The 20429-nt window shown below is 63.9% G+C and carries 14 protein-coding genes and 1 tRNA gene; 11 read left to right on the top strand and 4 right to left on the bottom strand.

What is annotated here, in order from left to right; genetic code table 11:
• Positions 1-31: 31 nt before the first annotated feature.
• Positions 32-1201 (bottom strand): tyrosine-type recombinase/integrase, encoded by a 1170-nt coding sequence (locus JY451_10365; GenBank protein ID QZH74142.1) that lies wholly within the window; start codon positions 1199-1201, stop codon positions 32-34.
• A 47-nt stretch (positions 1202-1248) separates the two neighbouring features.
• Between JY451_10365 and JY451_10360 the strand changes: the two genes are divergently transcribed.
• The 9 genes from JY451_10360 (at position 1249) to JY451_10320 (ending at position 12162) form a co-directional block, all read left to right on the top strand.
• Positions 1249-1371, top strand: a tRNA-Val gene (locus tag JY451_10360).
• A 246-nt stretch (positions 1372-1617) separates the two neighbouring features.
• Entirely contained in the window at positions 1618-4158 is a 2541-nt protein-coding gene (locus JY451_10355; protein ID QZH74141.1) for a hypothetical protein, read from the top strand.
• 291 nt (positions 4159-4449) lie between these two features.
• A complete protein-coding gene (locus tag JY451_10350; protein ID QZH74140.1) occupies positions 4450-5379 on the top strand; it encodes a ThuA domain-containing protein in 930 nt (309 codons plus the stop codon).
• A gap of 5 nt (positions 5380-5384) precedes the next feature.
• Positions 5385-6515 (top strand): Gfo/Idh/MocA family oxidoreductase, encoded by a 1131-nt coding sequence (locus JY451_10345; GenBank protein QZH76679.1) that lies wholly within the window; start codon positions 5385-5387, stop codon positions 6513-6515.
• Positions 6516-6524: 9 nt separating this feature from the next.
• Entirely contained in the window at positions 6525-7571 is a 1047-nt protein-coding gene (locus JY451_10340; protein QZH74139.1) for a sugar phosphate isomerase/epimerase, read from the top strand.
• A 38-nt stretch (positions 7572-7609) separates the two neighbouring features.
• Positions 7610-8938 carry an MFS transporter gene (locus tag JY451_10335; GenBank protein ID QZH74138.1) on the top strand — a complete coding sequence of 443 codons (1329 nt, stop codon included), beginning with the start codon at positions 7610-7612 and terminating at the stop codon, positions 8936-8938.
• On the top strand, positions 8935-9792 hold the full coding sequence (locus JY451_10330) for a sugar phosphate isomerase/epimerase (GenBank protein QZH74137.1): 858 nt from the start codon (positions 8935-8937) through the stop codon (positions 9790-9792). Before JY451_10335 ends, JY451_10330 begins: the two co-directional genes overlap by 4 nt.
• Positions 9793-9829: 37 nt before the next feature.
• Positions 9830-10450, top strand: coding sequence for a gluconate 2-dehydrogenase subunit 3 family protein (locus JY451_10325; GenBank protein ID QZH74136.1), 621 nt, complete (start codon positions 9830-9832; stop codon positions 10448-10450).
• A gap of 20 nt (positions 10451-10470) precedes the next feature.
• Complete coding sequence (locus JY451_10320; GenBank protein QZH74135.1) at positions 10471-12162, top strand: GMC family oxidoreductase; 1692 nt, start codon at positions 10471-10473, stop codon at positions 12160-12162.
• Positions 12163-12169: 7 nt separating this feature from the next.
• On the opposite strand, the gene JY451_10315 is transcribed toward JY451_10320, so the two are convergent.
• Positions 12170-13669 (bottom strand): CoA-acylating methylmalonate-semialdehyde dehydrogenase, encoded by a 1500-nt coding sequence (locus tag JY451_10315; protein QZH74134.1) that lies wholly within the window; start codon positions 13667-13669, stop codon positions 12170-12172.
• Between JY451_10315 and JY451_10310 the strand changes: the two genes are divergently transcribed.
• Positions 13652-14956 (top strand): CoA transferase, encoded by a 1305-nt coding sequence (locus JY451_10310; protein QZH74133.1) that lies wholly within the window; start codon positions 13652-13654, stop codon positions 14954-14956. The genes JY451_10315 and JY451_10310 overlap by 18 nt on opposite strands.
• 7 nt (positions 14957-14963) lie before the next feature.
• Here JY451_10310 and JY451_10305 read toward each other — a convergent pair whose 3' ends face one another.
• Together JY451_10305 and putA are read right to left on the bottom strand one after the other, a co-directional pair.
• Positions 14964-16088: a ThuA domain-containing protein gene (locus JY451_10305; protein QZH74132.1), complete on the bottom strand. Its 1125-nt coding sequence runs from the start codon at positions 16086-16088 to the stop codon at positions 14964-14966.
• 132 nt (positions 16089-16220) lie between these two features.
• Positions 16221-19859: a trifunctional transcriptional regulator/proline dehydrogenase/L-glutamate gamma-semialdehyde dehydrogenase gene (putA, locus tag JY451_10300; GenBank protein QZH74131.1), complete on the bottom strand. Its 3639-nt coding sequence runs from the start codon at positions 19857-19859 to the stop codon at positions 16221-16223.
• A gap of 116 nt (positions 19860-19975) precedes the next feature.
• Between putA and JY451_10295 the strand changes: the two genes are divergently transcribed.
• On the top strand, positions 19976-20428 hold the full coding sequence (locus tag JY451_10295) for an Lrp/AsnC ligand binding domain-containing protein (protein QZH74130.1): 453 nt from the start codon (positions 19976-19978) through the stop codon (positions 20426-20428).
• Position 20429: the final 1 nt, after the last annotated feature.

Here is a 20429-nt window from a genome sequence, read left to right as displayed (position 1 = left end):
AAACAGAAAGCCTGCGTTGAGTGAGAGCGCTCTATATCGCGATGCTTGCCAGCGCATCTTCGGCATCATCGCGCACCAGATGGCCATAGTGTCGTTCAATCATGGCAACGCTGGTGCCCGATAGCTGCGCCACTGTAAGGATTGGCAGGCGGGCGCGGATCAGGTCGGTGATGACGCTATGGCGCAGGGTGTAGGCTGAAACAGCTCCTGGAAGGCCAGCCGCTGTCACCGCATCCTTGACCGGGTATTTCCAAGCATCCTTGTTCCACGCATCGCCGCTGGCCCGTGCAAAAATCGGCGCGGCTGGCAGCTTGCCCTTGACCTGCGCAGTGAAAAAATCGGCGATGGCTTGCGGCATGGTCATCTGGCGTGGGTTGCCGCTCTTGTCCTTGCCGATGGTGAGCGTGCGGGTGCGCTTGTCGAAGTCGCGCACTGTCAGCCCTGCCAGCGCGCCGGGGCGCAGCGGCAACAGGCAAAGGCTTCTGATGAACGGCTGTGCATCATCGCCGCTGGCATCAATCAGGCGAGTGCGTTCAGCCCGGTCGAGATACAGTTCCCGGCGCTTGTCAGCACCTTTAAACGGGCGCAGCGCCTCTTGCCATGCTGCATCGGTATTCGGCGCACCGGGTTTGAGCACCTGCCCAAGAGCAGCGCGCAGCGGCACCATATCGCGATTGACGGTGGATTTTGACCGTTCCTTGGTGCGTTTGTCGCCATCCTTGTTGCGGGTGATCAGCGCCGGGGCTTGCTCCAGCCGCTTGCGCCAACTGCGCAGATGGTGCCGCCGCAACTTGTCCAGTTTTAACTTGGCGATAGGATCGGCATACACGTGCCGCCGGAACACGCCCTCGGCAATCGATCCGGGCTTTTCTTTCAGATAGGCTTCGCAGGCATCGGCAACGGTCACCAGTTCACGGGCACGCACGCCGCCGCTTTCGACCGTCTCGGCCCACGCTTCGGCATCGATCTTGGCCTGTGTAAAAACCTCATGACCGGACAGCGAACCATAGTCGCCAAGCGGCTTGCGCGAATAGCGGTTGGTATCCGGATCATAGGCGCGGGCAAACCACTTGCCGGTGCTGCCTTTCTTGGACGGGCGGAAGCCGACGTAGCAACCCTGCCGCAACCGCTGCCAGTGCGGCTCGTCCCCAGCCCTTGGCTTCAGCTTTTCGCGTTCTCCAATCCGACTCAAATTCGGCATTCCACCCCCGCTACAAAATCCATGAAAAAAACATGAAAAACATATGCGGGCATTGGCGGACACTGGCAACTGTTTAATAAGGGTTTTCAATACGTCTATGTCCGCCAAAGGCCGTTTTCCCACCCTTCACACGGGTGGGGTCGCAGGTTCAATCCCTGCCGCGCCCACCATCTTTTCAATGACTTGGAAGAGATGGCCCGCGCTTCCATGGAAGGGACATGGAGATGAGCCGTAAGTGCGTGGATCTTCTCGCATCCGGCCAGCTTAGCTCGATCTCCATTGGCCAATAACCCCCTCTCATTTACCCAGCCTCTTTAGAATAACCTGCCCATGGGCGAGCAGGTTGTGCTTTCGCCGTTCGTTCCGCTATAATGCGCATCGGCAAACCACTGGCACCGTTCGAGGGGGAACAAGCAATGATTACGCCGACAACCTGGTTGCAGGAATCCATCACCAATCCCGTCACCACCAATGCGCAGGCCGATCCGCGCGTGGTCGCGCTGGCGAACGGCAATTTTCTGGTGGTCTGGGAAGATGACAACGATGTGGTAGCCAACGGGACTGGCACCGATATTGTCGGGGTGATTTTCAATGCGCTGGGGCAGCCGATCACCGGATCGCTGTTCCTGAACAATTTTTTCGGGTTTTCGCGGCAGGAAGTCCTCAACTCCGTCGCCGCGACACCCGATGGCGGGTTCGTGATGGTCTACACTTTCGCGAATGCTGATGACACCGATCTGATCTTCGGCATTTACGATGCAGCCGGTACGCGAACCGGTCAGGACTTTGCCGTCTCCGATTCCGCGGGCAATGGCTTCACCTACTCCAATCCCAGCGTCGCGGTGCAATCGGACGGCAGCTTCTTCGTCACTTACGAGCGGGACGACGGCACCAATCAGGATCTTGCCGGTCGGAAATTCACTGCGACCGGCACACAAGTAGGTGGCGAAGTGGTGCTGCGGGAAGACGGGTTTGCAGTCATTAACGATAACGAAAACATTGCGGAGCCGCGCACCGTCGCGCTCAACAACGGCGGCTTTGCGACGGTCTATGTCGAGAGCGATACCTTTGGCGGTGTGGCCGAACGCACTATCGAATTGCGGCTGAGCAACGCCAATGGCAGCAACGGCGTGCTGATCAACGGCATCTCCGTGCCCGATGGCGCTGACGACAGCGGTCCGCGCATCGTGCAACTGGCGGATAACCGCCTGCTGATCGCCTGGGTGGAAAGCGGCGACATTCGCGGACGCATCCTGAACGAGGATGGCACCAGTTCGGTGCCTGAGTTCATTATCACCAATAATGCCTCGCTCAATTTCAGCACGATGGAACTGGTCGCGCTGGAGGATGGTGGCTATTACACCGTGTTCCGCGACGATACCGTGGGCCGCCTGCTCGGCGTGCGCGGCAATAACGGTGGCCAGGTCGGCGTCACTATTATCATCAGCAACGATGCAGACGGCGCTGGCGGCAATATCGGCGATTTCTCCGCCAGCCTGACCACGGACGGGCGCATTCTGGTGAGCTGGGAAAACGGCGAGATTTACACCGAAATCCTCGACCCGCGCGAATTGAACACCCCGATCAATGCGGACCCGGGCGATGGCCAGATCACCGATCGTCTGGCGACCAGCAACACCATCAACGGCGCAGCAACCGATGATATCATTTACGGGCTGGACGGCAACGATACGCTGTTCGGCAATGACGGCGACGACACGCTCGACGGTGGAACTGGCGACGATACTTTGGTGGGCGGCCTGGGCGACGATACCTATCTGATCGACAGTGCCGGTGACGTTGCAGCCGAGTTTGCAGGTGAGGGCTTCGACCGGATCATCAGTTCGCTGAATTTCTTCGCCAGTGCCGCGCTATATTCCCATTTCGAGGCCTTCGAACTGGCCGGGACCGCCACTGAACTGCGCGGCAACCAGCAGGCCAACGAACTGGTCGCCAACGCCGCGCTCGGCAGCGTGCTGACCGGACTGGGCGGGGGTGACCTGCTGGTCGGCGGGGCGGGCGACGACTTCCTCAATGGCGGGCTCGGCAATGATGTCATGCGCGGCGGCGCGGGTGACGATACCTATTTCGTGTTCGAGGCCGGCGATTTGGTTGCCGAACTGGAAGGCGAAGGCATCGACATCGTCCGCTCGGCAGTGAACTACGCGCTAGGCCTCCATGTCGAGGATCTAAGGCTGGCCGGAGCTGCCGCCACCGTCGGCACCGGCAATTCACTCGCCAACCGGATATTCGGCGGAAGTGCTGGCGCAACGCTTTCCGGGCTCGGTGGAGACGATACCATCTCGGGCAGTAACACGGCCGACATTATCGATGGCGGCAACGGCGCGGACCGGCTGCTCGGCAACGGGGGCGAAGACACCATCCACGGCGGCGAAGGCGACGACATCATCAATGGCGGCACCAACATTGATACTCTCCACGGCGATGGCGGCAATGACCTGATCCTCGGTGGTATCGGCAATGACATCCTGTTTGGGGGTGCCGGCAGCGATACACTGCGCGGGGAGGCCAACAGTGATACGCTGCACGGCGAGGACGGGGCCGACATCCTTGATGGCGGCGACGGGGTGGACCTGCTGATCGGCGGTGCCAATCGCGATGTAATGACCGGCGGCCTGCGGGCAGACGTGTTCGCTTTCGATGACGGCGACTTTGCCGGACTGGCTGCCAACACTGCGGACCGGATCACCGACTTCAGCAGGGCGGAAGGGGACAAGATCGATCTCTCTGCCGTCGATGCGATCCTCGGCGGCGCGGACGATGCCTTCGATTACATCGGCAGCGATGCCTTTTCGGGCACCGCAGGGGAGCTGCGCTGGGAGCATGTCGGGAGCAACACGATGATCTTTATGGACGTCGATGGCGATGCTTTGGCCGACTACGCCATCCGCCTTGACGGCACGATCAACCTGGCGGAGACGAGTTTCATCCTGTGAAGGCCAGCACTCCCGATCGGGTAGGCGCAGGGGCACGCTTTAGCCGATTGCGCCCGGCGACGCATTGATGCCGCTCTCGGTTCGTTCAGGTTCCGCCCGCCGCAAACGCCGCTGTTTTGTCCAACTGTAAATCTATTCTTGCATCGCGGTAGCGCTATCATCGATAGAGAGCATCCGGATTCGTCGAGGTCCTTGCCGCTGTTGCGGTAAGTTGGCACTAGAACCGGGCAGGATGACCGGCGTTTCGCATGGGGTGGAGCAGACCGGGCACAGGCGGGAGGATTTCAGCAGGTGACACGCAGATTCGGCTGGAAGCGGGTGCTCCTGATATTCGTGTTGCTGGCGCTGGCAGTCTTCGCCGTCGGCCTGCCGCGTACTGCTGACGCATCATCGCGACCATTGCTTCAGGAAGCGCAGGACCACGATACCGAGGCTCCTGTTCTGCCAGATGAGCTCCCTCGCCCCGCAATCCTCGTATTCTCCAAGACCAATGCCTATCGCCATGTTGATGCGATCCCGGCTGCCAATGCGCTTTTCGAGCGGCTGGCGGCGGACAACGGCTGGGGCTATTTCCACACCGAGAACGGCGCAGCCTTCTCGCCCGAAATTCTCAGCCAGTTCGACGCGGTGGTGTTCAACAATGTCAGCGGCGATGTGTTCACGCCCGACCAGCGCGCGGCGTTCCAGAGCTTTCTCGAAAGCGGCGGCGGCTATGTCGGCGTCCATGCGGCGGGCGACAATTCGCACGAGGCGTGGAGCTGGTACATGACCGACATCATCGGCACCACTTTCACCGGCCATCCGATGGACCCCCAATTCCAGCAGGCCACCGTGCGGATCGAGGACCGGATGCATCCGGCCACCGATCATCTCGAAGCCGAGTGGGTGCGGACCGACGAATGGTATTCATTCGACCGCTCGCCGCGCGACGTGCCGGGGGTCTCCGCGCTGGCGACGCTGGACGAGAGCACTTATGATCCGGGCAGTTTCTTCGGCACCGAGCTGGCGATGGGTGCGGATCATCCGATTATCTGGTGGCGCTGTGCGGGCTCAGGGCGGGTGCTCTATTCGGCACTGGGGCACACGCCGCAAAGCTTTGCCGAGCCGGAGTATGTCACGCTGTTGCAGGACGCGCTGCGCTGGTCGATGAAGCTGGAAGGCGAGGCCTGTGGCACCGCGCCGGTCGTTGCCGAGGCAGCGGCAGAGGAAGCGGCGCAATGAACAAGATTCGTTATGGCATGATCGGCGGCGGTCAGGGCGCTTTTATCGGCGGGGTGCACCGCATCGCCGCGCGGATCGCGGGCAACTGGGATCTGGTCGCGGGTGCGTTGTCCTCCACGCCGGAGAAAGCGCGGGCTTCGGGCGCGGAACTGGGGCTGGCGGCAGACCGGACCTATGGATCGTGGCAGGAAATGCTCGAGCGCGAAGCCGCCCTGCCCGCCGATGTGCGGATCGAGGCGGTCTCCATTGTCACCCCCAACCACATGCACGCAGCGCCCGCGATCAGCGCGCTGGAGGCAGGATTCGATGTCATCATCGACAAGCCCTTGGCGGATAGTCTGGAAAACGCGCGGGCTATCGCCGATGCCGCAGCGCGCACGGGGCGCAGGGTGGCAGTGACGCATACCTATACCGGCTATCCGCTGGTCAAGCAGGCGCGGCGGATGGTGGCATCGGGCCAGTTCGGCAAGGTCCGGCGGGTCTCGGTCAAGTACACGCAGGACTGGCTCAGCCGCGCGTCGGATCTCGAAGGCAACAAGCAGGCCGCGTGGCGCGTCGATCCGGCGCAGTCGGGCGCAGCGGGCGCGTTCGGCGACATCGGCACCCATGCGGCAAATCTTGCCGAATTCATCACTGGCGAGCGGATCACCCGGATCGCTGCCGAGCTGACCATGCTCGACGGGCGGCAGATCGACGATGACGGCGCGGCGCTGTTCCACCTTTCGGGCGGCGGCAAGGGCACGCTGGTGGCGAGCCAGGTGCTGGTCGGCGACATCAACGATCTCGCCATCTCTGTGTACTGCGAAGAAGCCGGGCTGCATTGGCGGCAGGAAGAGCCGAACACGATGCGCGTCGGCTATCGCGACCGGCCCACCGAGATCTGGAATGCAGGCGGCAACCGCGCCTATCTGGCGGAGGATGTGCTGGCGATCCAGCGCACCCCGGCGGGGCATCCGGAGGGCTATCTGGAAGCCTTCGCCAATATCTACGCCGCTTTCGGCAAGGCCCTGCGCGGCGAAGTGCCTGCGGGCGATGAACCGGGCTATGCCACAGTGGAAGACACGCTGGCGGGGATGCGCTTCATTTCTGCCGCCATCGAATCGAGCCGCAACAACGCGGCATGGACGAACATCTGAGAGGACCCGATGATCAAAGGCCCCGCCATCTTTCTCGCCCAGTTCGCCGGTGACACCGCGCCGTTCAACTCGCTCGACGCGATCACCAGGTATATGGGCGATCTCGGCTACAAGGGGGTGCAGATCCCGACATGGGACGGGCGGCTGTTCGATCTGGAAAAGGCTGCCGAAAGCCAGGACTATGTCGATGAGGTGAAGGGCATTTGCGCGCAGAACGGCGTCGAAGTGACCGAGCTTTCGACCCATTTGCAAGGCCAGCTGGTCGCCAGCCACCCGGCCTACGACCGATTATTCGATGGGTTCGCTCCGACGCAGGTGCACGGCAATGTCGAAGCGCGCACCGCCTGGGCGGTGGAGCAGATGGGCTTGGCGGCACGGGCCAGCCGCCGGTTCGGCTGCACCAGCCACGCGACCTTCTCCGGCGCGCTGATGTGGCACCTGGTCTATCCGTGGCCGCAGCGCCCCGCCGGGCTGGTGGATGAAGCCTTTGCCGAACTGGGGCGGCGGTGGAAGCCGGTCCTCGACCAGTTCGAGGAGAACGGCGTCAACGCCTGTTACGAGTTGCATCCGGGCGAAGACCTCCACGACGGGGTGACATTCGAGCGGTTCCTCGCTGCAGTGGACGATCACCCGCGCGCCAATATCCTCTACGATCCCAGCCACTTCGTGCTGCAGCAGCTCGATTACCTGGCTTTCATCGACATCTATCACGAACGCATCAAGGCCTTCCACGTCAAGGATGCCGAGTTCAATCCGACCGGGCGTTCGGGCGTTTACGGCGGTTACCAGTCGTGGGAAGACCGCCCCGGCCGGTTCCGCTCGCTGGGCGACGGGCAGGTGGATTTCACCGGCATTTTCAGCAAGCTGACGCAGTACGGATACGCTGGCTGGGCAGTGCTCGAATGGGAATGCGCACTCAAGCATCCCGAACAGGGCGCTGCCGAGGGCGCGCCGTTCATTGCCAAGCACCTGATCCGCAAGGCCGAAAGCGCCTTCGACGATTTCGCCGGGGGCGGTTCGGACCCGGATCTGATCCGGCAAGTGCTGGCAATCTAGAACTATAACAATCCGGGCACCGGAGGGGAGTACAAGCGATGGCAACAAAGGCGGGGGCGGTTTTCAACCGCTCGGCAATCTACTGGATCTGCGTACTGGCGCTGTTCACCGCCGCGCTTTCCAACTCGGTGCGCGTGGGCGTATCCGGGGCGATGAAAGCGGCGCTGCTCGATCCGCTCGATCCGGGTCGATCTGGCGAAATGCTCGGCACGGTGCTGGGCAGTTCGTTCCTCGGCTTTGCTCTCAGCCTGCTGGTGATCAGTCCGCTGCTCGACAAGATCGGTGCGCGCAAGATCGTGCTGTTCGCCGCCACCTGCTTCGTGATCGGGCCGGTGCTGGTATTGCTGGCGGGCAATGCCGGCAGTTCGGTTTACCTGCTGCTCAACGTGGCGATGGTGATCTGGGGCTTCGGCTGGGGTGCGACCGAAGCGTCCATCAACCCTGTCACTGCCACGCTCTATCCCGATGACAAGACCGGGCGGTTGAACAGCCTGCATGCCTGGTGGCCTGCCGGGCTGATCGTTGGCGGATTGCTCAGCGTGTTCCTGTTCAACCAGTCGGGCGTGGCCTGGGAAGTGCTGATTGCCCTGCCCATCGTGCCGGGCGTCCTGTGCGGCCTCTGGGCGCTGCGGCATCCGTTCCCGCAAACCGAAAGCACCGCGCGCGGTGTCAGCTTCGGCAACATGATCAAGGAGCCGTTCAAGCGCCCGACGTTCTGGGTGTTCTTCCTGCTGATGTTCCTTACCGCTTCTGCCGAACTGGCTCCGGGTGCCTGGGTCGATGTCACCTTGTCCAACACGGCGGGAATGCCCGGCGTGCTGGTGCTGGTCTATGTCTCTGCGATCATGTTCGTGATGCGACATTTTGCTGGCGCGCTCGACCGGAAGTTCTCAGACATGGGGCTGCTGTGGATGTGCACGGTACCCGCGGGGATCGGACTCTACCTGCTCAGCACGGCCAATTCGCCCTTCACCGCACTCGTCGCAGCAACGCTATGGGCATTCGGGGTGTGCTTCATGTGGCCGACGATGATGGCGGCGGTTTCGCGTCGTTACCCGGACAGCGGACCATGGGGCATCGGCCTGATCGGCTTTGCCGGGGCGCTGGCGATCTATTTCGTGCTGCCGCAACTGGGCGCGATCTACGACAAGGCCAAGCTGGAGCGTGCGGGAGGTGAAACGGCCTTCAATGCGATGGCTGCCGGCACTCCGGAAATGCAGGACGTGCTCGGTTACGCTTCCGAGGTCTCGTTCCAGACCATCGCGATTATCCCGGCGATCCTGTTCGTGATTTTCGGGGCAGTGTGGTACCTCGAACGCCGCCGCGGTGCACTGGGTAGTCCTTCGACAGCAGTCCCTGCGGAGTGAAAATCGGCATCAACATGCTGCTGTGGACTGGGCACGTCGGCGAAGAGCTGGTGCCCGTTTTGCAGGCACTGAAAGCGACCGGATTCGACGGGGTGGAAGTGCCGATGTTCGACGCCGAAGTGCCCGGTCATTACCGCTGGCTGGGGGGCGTGCTCGACGATCTGGGGCTGGAGCGCACGGCTTCTGTCGTTATTCCCGATGGTGCGCATAATCCGGCCTCGCCCGATGCGGCGCACCGGCAGGGCGCGGTCGACCACCTCAGCCGCGCCATCGACTGCTGCCACGCCTTGGGCGCGCAAGCGATGGTCGGCCCCTATTTCCAGCCGCTGGGAGAATTCACCGGAGACCGCCCGCAGCCCGAAGAGCTGGAGCGCTGCGCCGAAGTCCACCGCATTGTCGCCCCGCTGGCGCGCGCGGCGGGCGTGACCTGTGCGCTGGAAAATCTCAACCGCTTCGAAGCCTACCTGCTCAACACTTCCGAGCAGACCGTGGCCCATTGCCGCAATGTGGACGCGCCCGGCTTCGGCATTCTCTACGATACCTTCCACGCGCATATCGAGGAGAAGGACCCGCTGGCAGCGCTGCGCCAGGTCCACGCGGCGGGCTATCTGGCGCATGTGCACATCTCGGAGAACGACCGGGGCACTCCCGGCAGCGGCCACGCCAAAATCCGCGAGGCCATCGCGGTGCTCAGGGAACTGCAATACGACGGCTGGCTGACCATCGAAGCCTTCGGGCGCGGCGTCCCCGCACTCGCCGCCGCCACCAAGGTCTGGCGCGATTTCTTCGCCAGTCCGGAAGAAGTGTACACGCAAGGCTACCGCTACATTCGCGAATGCTGGGACAACAGTTGAACGCCCGCCAAGGGGCGAAGGGAAGAGGACAAGAGCGATGTCGATAGAAAGCATGGCGAACATGAACCGCCGCAGCCTGATGGGCCGCGCGTTGCTGCTGCTCGGCGCCAGCGCCGCCGCCAGCGCCTGCCAAAGCATGGATGCCTTCGCGCTCCAGCCCGAACCTGTCGGCACCGGCCCGCTCACCGCGCAGCAGATGGCGGTGCTGACCGCGATGGCCGGGCAGATCATCCCGCAAACCGATACGCCCGGAGCCGTCGAAGCCGGAGTTCCGGAGCGACTGGAAGGGATGCTCTCGACCTGGGCCTCGCCCGAGACGCGCGCCGGTTTCGAGCGGGTGCTGGCCGATGTCGATGCGCTGCCGGAGGACGGGCGCTCCTTCGCCGCGGTCTCGCCGCAGGAGCAGGAACGCCTGCTGCGCGCGCACGATGCGCAGGCGATGCAGCCGAGCGGGCCGGTACGCTACAACTACACCACCCCCGTCTCCACCCCGACCGATCCGGTCTACGGCCGGCTCAAGGATCTGATCGTCACGCTCTACTACCTGTCGGAAGCGGCGATGACGCAGGAGATCATCTACACCCACGTGCCCGGCGCATGGCAACCGTCCACCCCCGTCACTCCTGACACCCGGCCGCTGGCCGGCGCCTCGCTCTGAAGCCGAAGGAACAATCGACCATGTTTGATGCAATCGTCATCGGTTCGGGCATGAGCGGCGGGATCGCCGCCAAGGAATTGTGCGAACGCGGGCTGAAAGTGCTGGTGCTGGAACGCGGCAACGAGGTGCGCCACCGCGCCGACTACAAGGACAGCGTCATGCCGTGGGCCGCCGAGAACGCCATGCGGGTGCCCGAAGTGGAGCTCGCCACCGACTACGCGGTGCAACGCGAATGCTATGCGGTGAACAACCTGACCAAACAGTTCTTCGTCAAGGATTCGGATCACCCCTACACCACCCCCGCCGACAAGCCGTTCAGCTGGATTCGCGGCTATCACACCGGCGGCCGCTCGCTGATGTGGGGCCGCCAGACCTACCGCCTTTCGGCGATGGATTTCGAAGCCAATGCGCGCGACGGGCACGGCTCCGACTGGCCGATCCGCTACGAAGACCTCGCGCCGTGGTACAGCCATGTCGAAAGTTTCATCGGCGTTTCGGGTTCGCAGGAAGGGCTGGCCCAATTGCCCGATGGCGAATTCCTGCCGCCGTTCGCCTTGAACGATGCCGAAGTGCAGGTGAAGGAACGGATCGAAGCCAGTTTCGACGGGCGCCGCAAGGTCATCCCCGCGCGAGTCGCCAACCTGAGCGACCCCACCCCCGAACAGCGGGCGCAGGGACGCGCACCGTGCCAGAACCGCTCGATCTGCGAGCGCGGGTGCAGCTTCGGTGCCTATCACTCCAGCCTCTCGACTTCGCTGCCCGCCGCGCAGGCGACCGGCAATCTCACCATCGTCCACGATGCGATTGTCGATTCGATCGTCCACGATCCGGTCACCAACCGCGTCACCGGGGTCCGGGTGATCGATCGCAACACCAAGGTAGGGACGACCTACGAAGCGAAGATCGTGTTCAGCTGCGCCTCCACCATCGGCACGGCGTCGATCCTGCTCAATTCGACATCGGAGATGTTCCCGCGCGGGCTGGCCAACTCGTCAGACCAGGTCGGGCGCAATCTCATGGATCATCTCTACGCGCTCGGTACGGTGGGCATCCTGCCCAACGGGCCGAACAGCTATTACTTCGGGCGACGACCGGGCGGCATCTATATCCCGCGGTTCCGCAATGTCGGTGCGCAGGAAGAGGAATTCGTCCGCGGTTACGGCTACCAGGGTGGTGCCCAGCGTACCGGCGGGCCGGGCGCTGCCATCGGCCAGATCGGCATCGGTGCCGAACTGAAACAGCGCGCACGCGAACTGGGGCCGTGGATCGTGGTCTTTGCGGGGTTCGGCGAAGTGCTGCCTTACGAGACCAATCGCGTCACCCTCTCGGCGACCGAGAAGGACCAGTGGGGGATGCCGATCCCGCATATCGACGCCGAATTCGGGGCCAACGAATACAAGATGGCGGACAAGATCCTCGAAGACGGGCGGGCGATGATGGAAGCGGCGGGCGGCACGGTGCTCAGCCAGTCGCAGGGACCGGGCAAGTTCGGGCTCGGCATCCACGAAATGGGTACCGCGCGGATGGGCACCGATCCGTCGAACTCGGTGCTCGGCAAGTGGAACCAGGCGCACGATGTGCCCAACCTGTTCGTCACCGACGGCGCGGCCATGGCCAGCAGCGGCTGCCAGAACCCCTCGCTCACCTACATGGCGCTGAGCGCGCGCGCTGCCGATGCGGCGGCCAGCATGCTGGCCGAAGGCGCGCTTTAAAGGCCGCCTACCCCATCGTCGGAATGAGGAACGCGTTCGATCCGTCGCCGCCGCCATCGGGCCAGCGCTGGGTGACCTTCTTGGCCTTGGTCCAGAACCGCAGGCCTTCCATGCCGTACTGGTCGGCATCGCCGAAGCCCGAGCGCTTCCAGCCGCCGAAGCTGTGGTAGCTCACCGGCACCGGGATCGGCACGTTGATGCCGACCATTCCGACGTTCACCCGGTGCGCGAACTCGCGCGCGGCGTGGCCGTTGCGGGTGAAGATCGCGACGCCGTTGCCGTACTGGTGCTCGCTGGGGAGCCGCAGCGCGTGCTCGAAGTCCCTCGCGCGGACGATCTGGAGGACGGGGCCGAAGATCTCTTCCCTGTAGCTTTCCATGTCGGTGGTGACGTGATCGATCAGCGTCGGCCCGACGAAGAAGCCCTTCTCGAAACCTTGCAGGCTGAACCCGCGCCCGTCGACGACGATCTCGCCGCCTTCGGCCTCGGCAGTGTCGATCCACTTCTCCACCCGCGCCTTGTGTTCGGGGGTGACGACCGGGCCGTAATGCGCCTGCGGATCGCTCGACACGCCCACCCGCAGCGCGTGGATCGCCGGGACCAGCTTGGCGCGCAGCCGCTCCGCCGTCTCCTCGCCCACCGGCACCACCACCGGCAGCGCCATGCAGCGCTCGCCTGCTGAGCCAAAGGCCGCGCCCATCAGGTCGTTCACTGCCTGGTCGAGATCGGCATCGGGCATGATGACGCCGTGGTTCTTCGCCCCGCCCATCGCCTGCACCCGCTTGCCCGCCGCCACGCCGCGACTGTAAACGTACTGGGCGATGTCGGACGAGCCGACGAAGCTGACCGCGGCAATATCGCGATGATCGAGGATCGCATCGACCATTTCCTTGTCGCCGTGCACAACCTGCAACAGGCCTTCGGGCGCTCCGGCTTCGAGGAACAGCTGCGCCAATCGCACCGGCACGCTCGGATCGCGTTCGCTCGGCTTCAATATGAAGGCATTGCCCGCCGCAATCGCCATGCCGAACATCCACATCGGGATCATCGCCGGGAAGTTGAACGGAGTAATCCCCGCGCCGATGCCCAGCGGCTGGCGCATCGAATAGACATCGATCCCCGGCCCGGCGCTGTTGGAATACTCGCCCTTCAGCGCCTGCGGGATGCCGCAGGCGAACTCGATCACTTCCAGTCCGCGCTGGATGTCGCCCTTGGCATCGTCGACCACCTTGCCGTGTTCGCTGGCGAGCAGTTCGGCGAGGTCCTGCATGTTCTCCTCGAGCAGGCGCTTGAAATTGAACATCACCCGCGCGCGGCGCTGCGGATTGGTCGCCGCCCAGGCGGGCTGCACTTCCTTCGCCTTCGCCACCGCCAGATCGAGCAGCGCCGCATCGCCCAGCACCACCTCCGCCTGCACTTCACCCGTCGAGGGGTTCCACACCTTGTGCGTCCGGCCCGTTCCGCCTGAACCTGCCCCACCGGCGATGAAATGATCGATCTGGCGCATGACAAAAAATCCGTTGCAACTGAAACTTGTTGCCAGGCTATAGACATTCCAGCCCGATCAACACAAGCGAAGAGCACGCCATCCTATCATGCCCGAGCGACAAGCTACCCTGCCAATGCTTACCTACGTGTCCGCCCCGTGAGACTCACTGCCTTCGGCCCGCTTGCCGGCATCAAGGTCGTCGATCTCACGTCGATGGTGTTCGGCCCCTATGCCACTCAAGTCATGGCCGATCTGGGTGCGGAGGTCATCAAGATCGAAGCGCCCGGCGGCGATGCCACGCGCTATATCAACGTCGGACCGAGCGAGGACCTCGGCGGGGTGTTCACCAATATCAATCGCGGCAAGAAGAGCGTCGAACTGGACCTGCGTAACGAGGCGCACAAGCACGCCCTGCGCGGCCTGATCGCCGAGGCCGACGTGTTCATCCACTCGATGCGCGGCAAGGCGATTGCCAAGCTGGGCTTCGATTACGCCAAGGTCAGCGCGATCAAGCCCGATATCGTCTATACCAATTGCTACGGCTATTCGCGGCGCGGCCCCGATGGCGACAAGCCTGCCTATGACGATACCATCCAGGCCGAATGCGGCATCCCGCACGTGCAGGGGCTGATGAACGGCGAACCCGGCTTCGCCGCGACGATCATGGCGGACAAGATCGCCGGTCTGCACGGGCTCTACGCCACGCTGGCGGCGTTGTTCCACCGCGCCCGCACCGGCGAAGGGCAGGAAGTCGAAATCGGCATGTTCGAAGCGATGTCGAGCTTCATGCTGGTGGAACACGCCAGCGGGATGCTGTTCGATCCACCACTCGGCCCGGCGCATTATCACCGCGCGGTTTCCCCCATGCGCCGCCCGTACAAGACGCGGGACGGATATCTCGCCGCACTGGTCTATAACGACAAGCACTGGGACGCCTTCATGGCGGCGATCCAGCCCGAGTGGCAGAGCGACGAATTCGACACGCTGAAGAAGCGCGCGAAGCATATCGACCGGATCTACGCGCTGCTGGCGGAAACCTTCGCCACGCGGACCACGCAGGAATGGCTCGATCTGCTCACCCCGCTGCAAATCCCCTGCGCGCGGGTGAAATCGACCGACGAGCTGTTCGACGATCCGCATCTCAACGCCATCGGCTTTTTCGAGGAGGTGGAGAGCGATGTCGGCACGATCCGCTATCCGGGCGTGCCGACATGGTTCTCGAAAACGCCGGGCAAGGTGGCCGGGCCGACGCCGCATCTGGGGGCGGACAATGCGGCCCTGCTGGGCAACGAGAGGTCGGACTGAGGCGACCTCAGTTGCTGTCGCAGGCACAATCTCCCTCGCCCACGGCCCAGGCGATGACATCTTCCAGCATCGCCACATAGGTCGGGTGCGAATAGGTTTCGGGCATATGGCCGATGGCGGAATAGAACATCCGCCCTTGCCCGATGATCCGCGACCAGGCGATCGGGTGATCGTCACCCATGCGCAGGTTCGGCATGCCGCCCGCAGTAGGCTCGTAGGTGCTCTCGTCCAGGGTGGCGATGATCCGCGAGCCGGAGTCGCGCGGATTGCTGCGGAACGAATACCATTCGTCACGCATAACCCATTCGGCGGGCAGGCTTGCCGCTGCCGGATGGCCCGGGTCATCGACCACCACGCGGGCATCCTGGAACTGCGGATCGCGCGGGTGCCCGGCAAAGCGCGCGCCAATCAGCGTGTCCGCATACCAGTCCCAGAAATAGACCGGATCGCCCGCCGTGCCGTGAACGCCGACAAATGCCCCGCCCTCCTCGATATAGTCGCGGAAGGCCTGCCGCTGCGACAGGGTGAGCACGTCACCGCTGATGTTGTTCCAGATCACCGCATCAAACTGCGCCAGCGTCTCGGCATTGAACGCGCCGCCGCTCTGGGTCACGACCATTTGCCAGCCCTCGCGCTCGGCCATCGCCAGCAGCGCGGCGTGAGCGGCATCGACCGAGGGGCCGTCGCGGAAGCCGTTGATCTTCTCGAACATCAGGATGCGCGGGCCGTTACCGGTGAAGGTAAAGGTGGGCACATCGTCGTCATAACGGGCGCAGCGCGCCGCGCGGTCGGCATCGGTCACTTCGACGGCGGAGATACCGGCAACGATCCGGTCCACCACATCCTGCCCCACCCCGCCCCAACCGGCGAACTCACGCACCGTAAGGATTGCGCCGAAACTGGGCGGATCGGTGCGGCGGACGATTTCGGGCATCTGGTCGAAGCCTTCGCCGAACTCAGCCCGCAGCACGCCGCGCGCCTGTTCGTTGAGCATAATGTCGATCACCGGGGTGCTGGCCGAGAACGGCGCATCGCGCAGTGGACAGTCTATGACCGGCGCAGACTGCGCAGCCGCCGGGAGTGCGAGGCAGGCAGCGAGCAACGCCCCGGTGACAGTTGGCACGAATTTCATGGCGATCCCCTCTCGATCCTCAAAGAAGGGTGTTAGCAAGCGGGCTCCCACAAGGCCAAGCCCGTTGTTCCGATGGAAGGGTATTCACCCCGGCGATGCAGGGGCGCTAGCCGGGTGGGACCGGCATTTGCATCAAGCCAGCGCCATCAGGCTGGCGTTGCCGCCCGCAGCCGTCGTGTTGGTGGAGATGGAGACTTCCTCGACCAGCAGTTCGGGCTGGTAGGCCAGCGGGTCCAGCATGGCACCTGTCGGCGCCGCCTGCGCGGGTATGACCTTCCCACTGGCGCTGGCGAGACCGGAGAGGGTTGCCAGCAGTCCCTCGCCCTCGCCTTCCAGCAGCGCGGAGGCGATTGCGGCTGTCTCCGGCACCATCCTCTGCAGCACTTCGGCAGGCATCTCAGCAATCTGCGCAGCAAAGGCCGAGTGGGCTGCGTCTGTCAGCGCGAAATGATTGCCTGCCGCGAGGGCAGCGGAGATCTGGTGGAACAGGCCAGCTTGGCTGAACGGTGCCAGCAGGATCGTGCCGCGCGGGTGGAGTGCATACTGGTTGCGCTCGCCAACAGGTCCGGCGAATTCGCAGATCTGCCCCAGCGGGGAGGCCGCCTGCAATTGCCGGGCAAGGCGCGAGAGATCGTGCTCGCCCTGGCTGTCGAGCCACTGTGCAAAGACCGTAAGCGCGGCATCGGCCTGATGCCCCGCCATTGCCGGGCGCGGTGCCGGATCGGTCACCAGCCGCCGCAGATAGAGCGGCCCGCCCGCCTTGGGCCCGGTGCCCGACAGGCCCCGCCCGCCGAACGGCTGCACCCCGACCACCGCGCCGATGGTGTTGCGGTTGATGTAGATATTGCCGACCGCGATCCTGCTGCTGACGTGGGCAATCGTCTCCTCCAGCCGCGTATGCAGCCCGAAGGTGAGGCCGTAGCCGGTAGCGTTGATCTCGTCGATCAGGTGCTCCAGCCCCTCGCGGGCAAAGCGCACCACGTGCAGCACCGGGCCGAACACTTCGCGCGAGAGGTCGGCGATGCTGGCGATCTCGATGATGGTCGGGGGGATGAAAGTCCCATGCGCAGTTTCCGGTGCCAGCGCGAGCTGATGCACGGCAAAACCTTTGGCGCGCATGGCTTCGATATGCGCGGCGATTCCCTGCTGCGCGTCGGCGGTGATGACCGGGCCGATGTCGACCGCCAGCCGATCCGTGTTACCGACCCGCAGTTCTGCCATTGCTCCCTTGAGCATCGTCAGCGTGCGGTCGGCGATGTCTTCCTGCAGGCACAGTACCCGCAACGCCGAGCAGCGTTGGCCGGCGCTGTCGAAGGCGGAGGCGATGACGTCTGCCACCACCTGTTCGGTGAGCGCCGAACTGTCGACGATCATCGCGTTCTGCCCGCCGGTTTCGGCGATCAGCGGGATCGGGCCGCCGTGCGCGCCCAGTCGGGTGGACAATTGCCGCTGGATGGCCTTGGCGACTTCGGTCGATCCGGTGAACATCACCCCCGCCACCTGCGGTGCCGCTACCAGCGCCGCGCCGATAGCGCCATCGCCAGGGACGAACTGGAGCACATCTGCCGGCACCCCGGCTTCGTGGAGGATTCGCACCGCTTCCGCCGCGATCAACGGGGTTTCCTCGGCAGGCTTGGCAAGCACGGTGTTCCCCGCCGCCAGCGCGGCAGCGATCTGGCCGGTGAATATCGCCAGCGGGAAGTTCCACGGCGAGATGCACACAATGGGGCCGAGCGGTGCGGTGCGCTCATCGAACAGCTTTTGCGCTTCGGCGGCATAATAGCGCAGGAAATCCACCGCCTCGCGCACTTCGGCAATGGCATTGGGTAGCGATTTGCCTGCCTCGCGCATGATCAACCCGAGCAAGTGGGGCATCCGCGCTTCCAGTGCATCGGCCGCCTTTTCGAGCATGACGGCGCGCATGGCGGGTGTGGTTGCGGCCCATTCCTCGGCAGCTTCGGCAGCGATCACTGCGGCCTGATGCACTTCCACAGTGCTAGCGAAGGCGACTTTGCCCACCACTTCGCGGTGGTCGGCGGGATTGGTGACAGCCTGCCAGTCGTGGCCCTGGGCAGCAGCAAACGAAGCGGTCCAGTCCATCGTCGCGCTCGCTTCCAACGCTTGCGACAGGCTCGCCAGCGTGGTCTCGTTGGACAGGTCCAGCCCGGCTGAATTGCGCCGTTCACCGTAAATATTAGCTGGCAGCGCGATATCCGCGTGCATCTTGCCGAGCTCGTCACCCGCCTGCGCCAGCGGATCGCCCACCAGGTCGTCTACCGAGACCGCCGGATCACTGATGCGGTTGACGAAGGAAGAATTCGCGCCGTTTTCCAGCAAGCGCCGCACCAGGTAGGCAAGCAGCGTTTCGTGCGAGCCGACCGGCGCATAGATCCGGCACGGGCGATTGAGCCGATCCGGCCCGACGACCTGCTCGTACAGCGGTTCGCCCATGCCGTGCAGGCACTGGAATTCCCAGTCACCAAGGGCGAATTCCGGCCCCGCCAGATGATAGATCGTCGCCAGCGTTTGCGCATTGTGAGTAGCGAATTGCGGGAACACGTGCTCGCGCGCTGCCAGCAACTTGCGGGCGCAGGCGACATAGGAAATGTCGGTGTGGACCTTGCGGGTATAGACCGGAAAGTCCGCCAGCCCGTCAACCTGTGCACGCTTGATCTCGGCATCCCAGTAGGCGCCCTTGGCCAGCCGCACCATGATCCGCCGATCGGCACGCTGGGCCAGATCGATAATCCAGTCGATGACGAAGGGGCAGCGCTTGCCATAGGCCTGCAAGACTACGCCCAGCCCGTTCCATCCTGCCAGATCGGAATCGAGCGCGAGGCTCTCGATCAGGTCGAGCGACAGTTCGAGCCGGTCGGCTTCCTCGGCATCGATGTTCAGGCCGATGTCGTAGCCCTTCGCCAGCAGGGCCAGCGATTTCACCCGCGGCAACAGCTCTCCCATCGCCCGGTTAGCCTGGCTGCGCGCATAGCGCGGGTGCAGCGCGGAAAGCTTGATCGAGATTCCCGGCCCCGCATATATCCCGCGACCGGCTGAGGCCGCGCCGATGGCATGGATCGCCTGCTCATAATCGTCATAATAGCGCGCGGCATCCGCCGCCGTCACCGCCGCTTCGCCAAGCATGTCATAACTGTAGGTGAAGCCTTTGGCCTCAGCCCGCCCCGCGCGGCGCAGGGCTTCGGCAATTGTCTCGGCAGCGACGAATTGCTCGCCCATCATCCGCATCGCCATGTCGACGCCGCGACGGATCACCGGTTCGCCCACCCGCGCCACCAGCCGCGTCAGCGCCGCCGACAGCCCGGTGTCGTCGACGTTCTCCACCAGCTTGCCGGTGACCACCAGCCCCCAGGTCGCGGCGTTGAGGAACAGCGAGCGGCCCTGCCCCAGGTGCGCCGCCCAGTCGCCGGGGCCGATCTTGTCGCGGATCAACGCATCTCGGGTGGCCACATCGGGGATCCGCAGCAGCGCTTCAGCAAGGCACATCAGCGCCACGCCTTCCTGGCTGGACAGCGAATATTCCTGCACCAGCGCATTCACTCCGCCGCTGTCCGCGTTGGCGCGCAGGCCCGTGATAAGCTGGCGCGCGGTAGCACGTACCTCCGCTTGCATCGTTTCGGTCAATCTCGCCGCCGGGATCAAGGGCGCGACGGCTTCCTGCTCGCTGCGACGATAGGCTGCGGTGATCGCCTGCCGCAATGGCGATTGCGGACGGATCGGTGGGGCAAAAGCGGCGAAGGGTACGGGCGTGCTCATCGCCGGATATTACGCCTTTGCGATCCGCCAGTCCGGCCAATTTTGCCCCGATTTCATTATCTTTTGACTGTTCTTTGCCACTGAATTAGGGGAATCGCTTGCCATTCGAGGTGCCTATGGTCGAACTGGATTCCTTCGATCGGAAGATTCTCGCCGCCCTGCGTGAAGACGGGCGGATGACGATGACCAATCTGGCCAGCCGCGTCGGCCTTTCCAAGACTCCGTGCCAGTTACGGGTGAAGCGGATGCTGGTGGCAGGCGTCATCACCGGCTTTCGGGCAATGGTCGATCCGCAGAAGCTCGGGCTGAACCATGTCGCCTTCACCGAGGTAAAGCTGTCCGACACCCGCGAGGCGGCGCTGGCCCAGTTCAACGCCGCCGTGCGCCGCATTCCCGAAGTCGAGGAATGCCACATGATCGCCAGCAGCTTCGATTACCTGCTGAAAGTCCGCACGGCAGACATCCGCAAGTATCGCGAAGTGCTGGGGGAGCGGATTTCAGAACTTCCCTTCGTCGCCAGTACCTCCACCTTTGTAGCGATGGAAACGGTGCGGGAGGCCAGCGGTTAGG

This window comes from Erythrobacter sp. (genome assembly GCA_019739335.1).
In the GTDB taxonomy this organism is placed as follows: Bacteria; Pseudomonadota; Alphaproteobacteria; order Sphingomonadales; family Sphingomonadaceae; genus Alteraurantiacibacter.
Note: the sequence above shows the minus strand (reverse complement) of the source record. Positions and strands in the feature narration are given on the sequence as shown.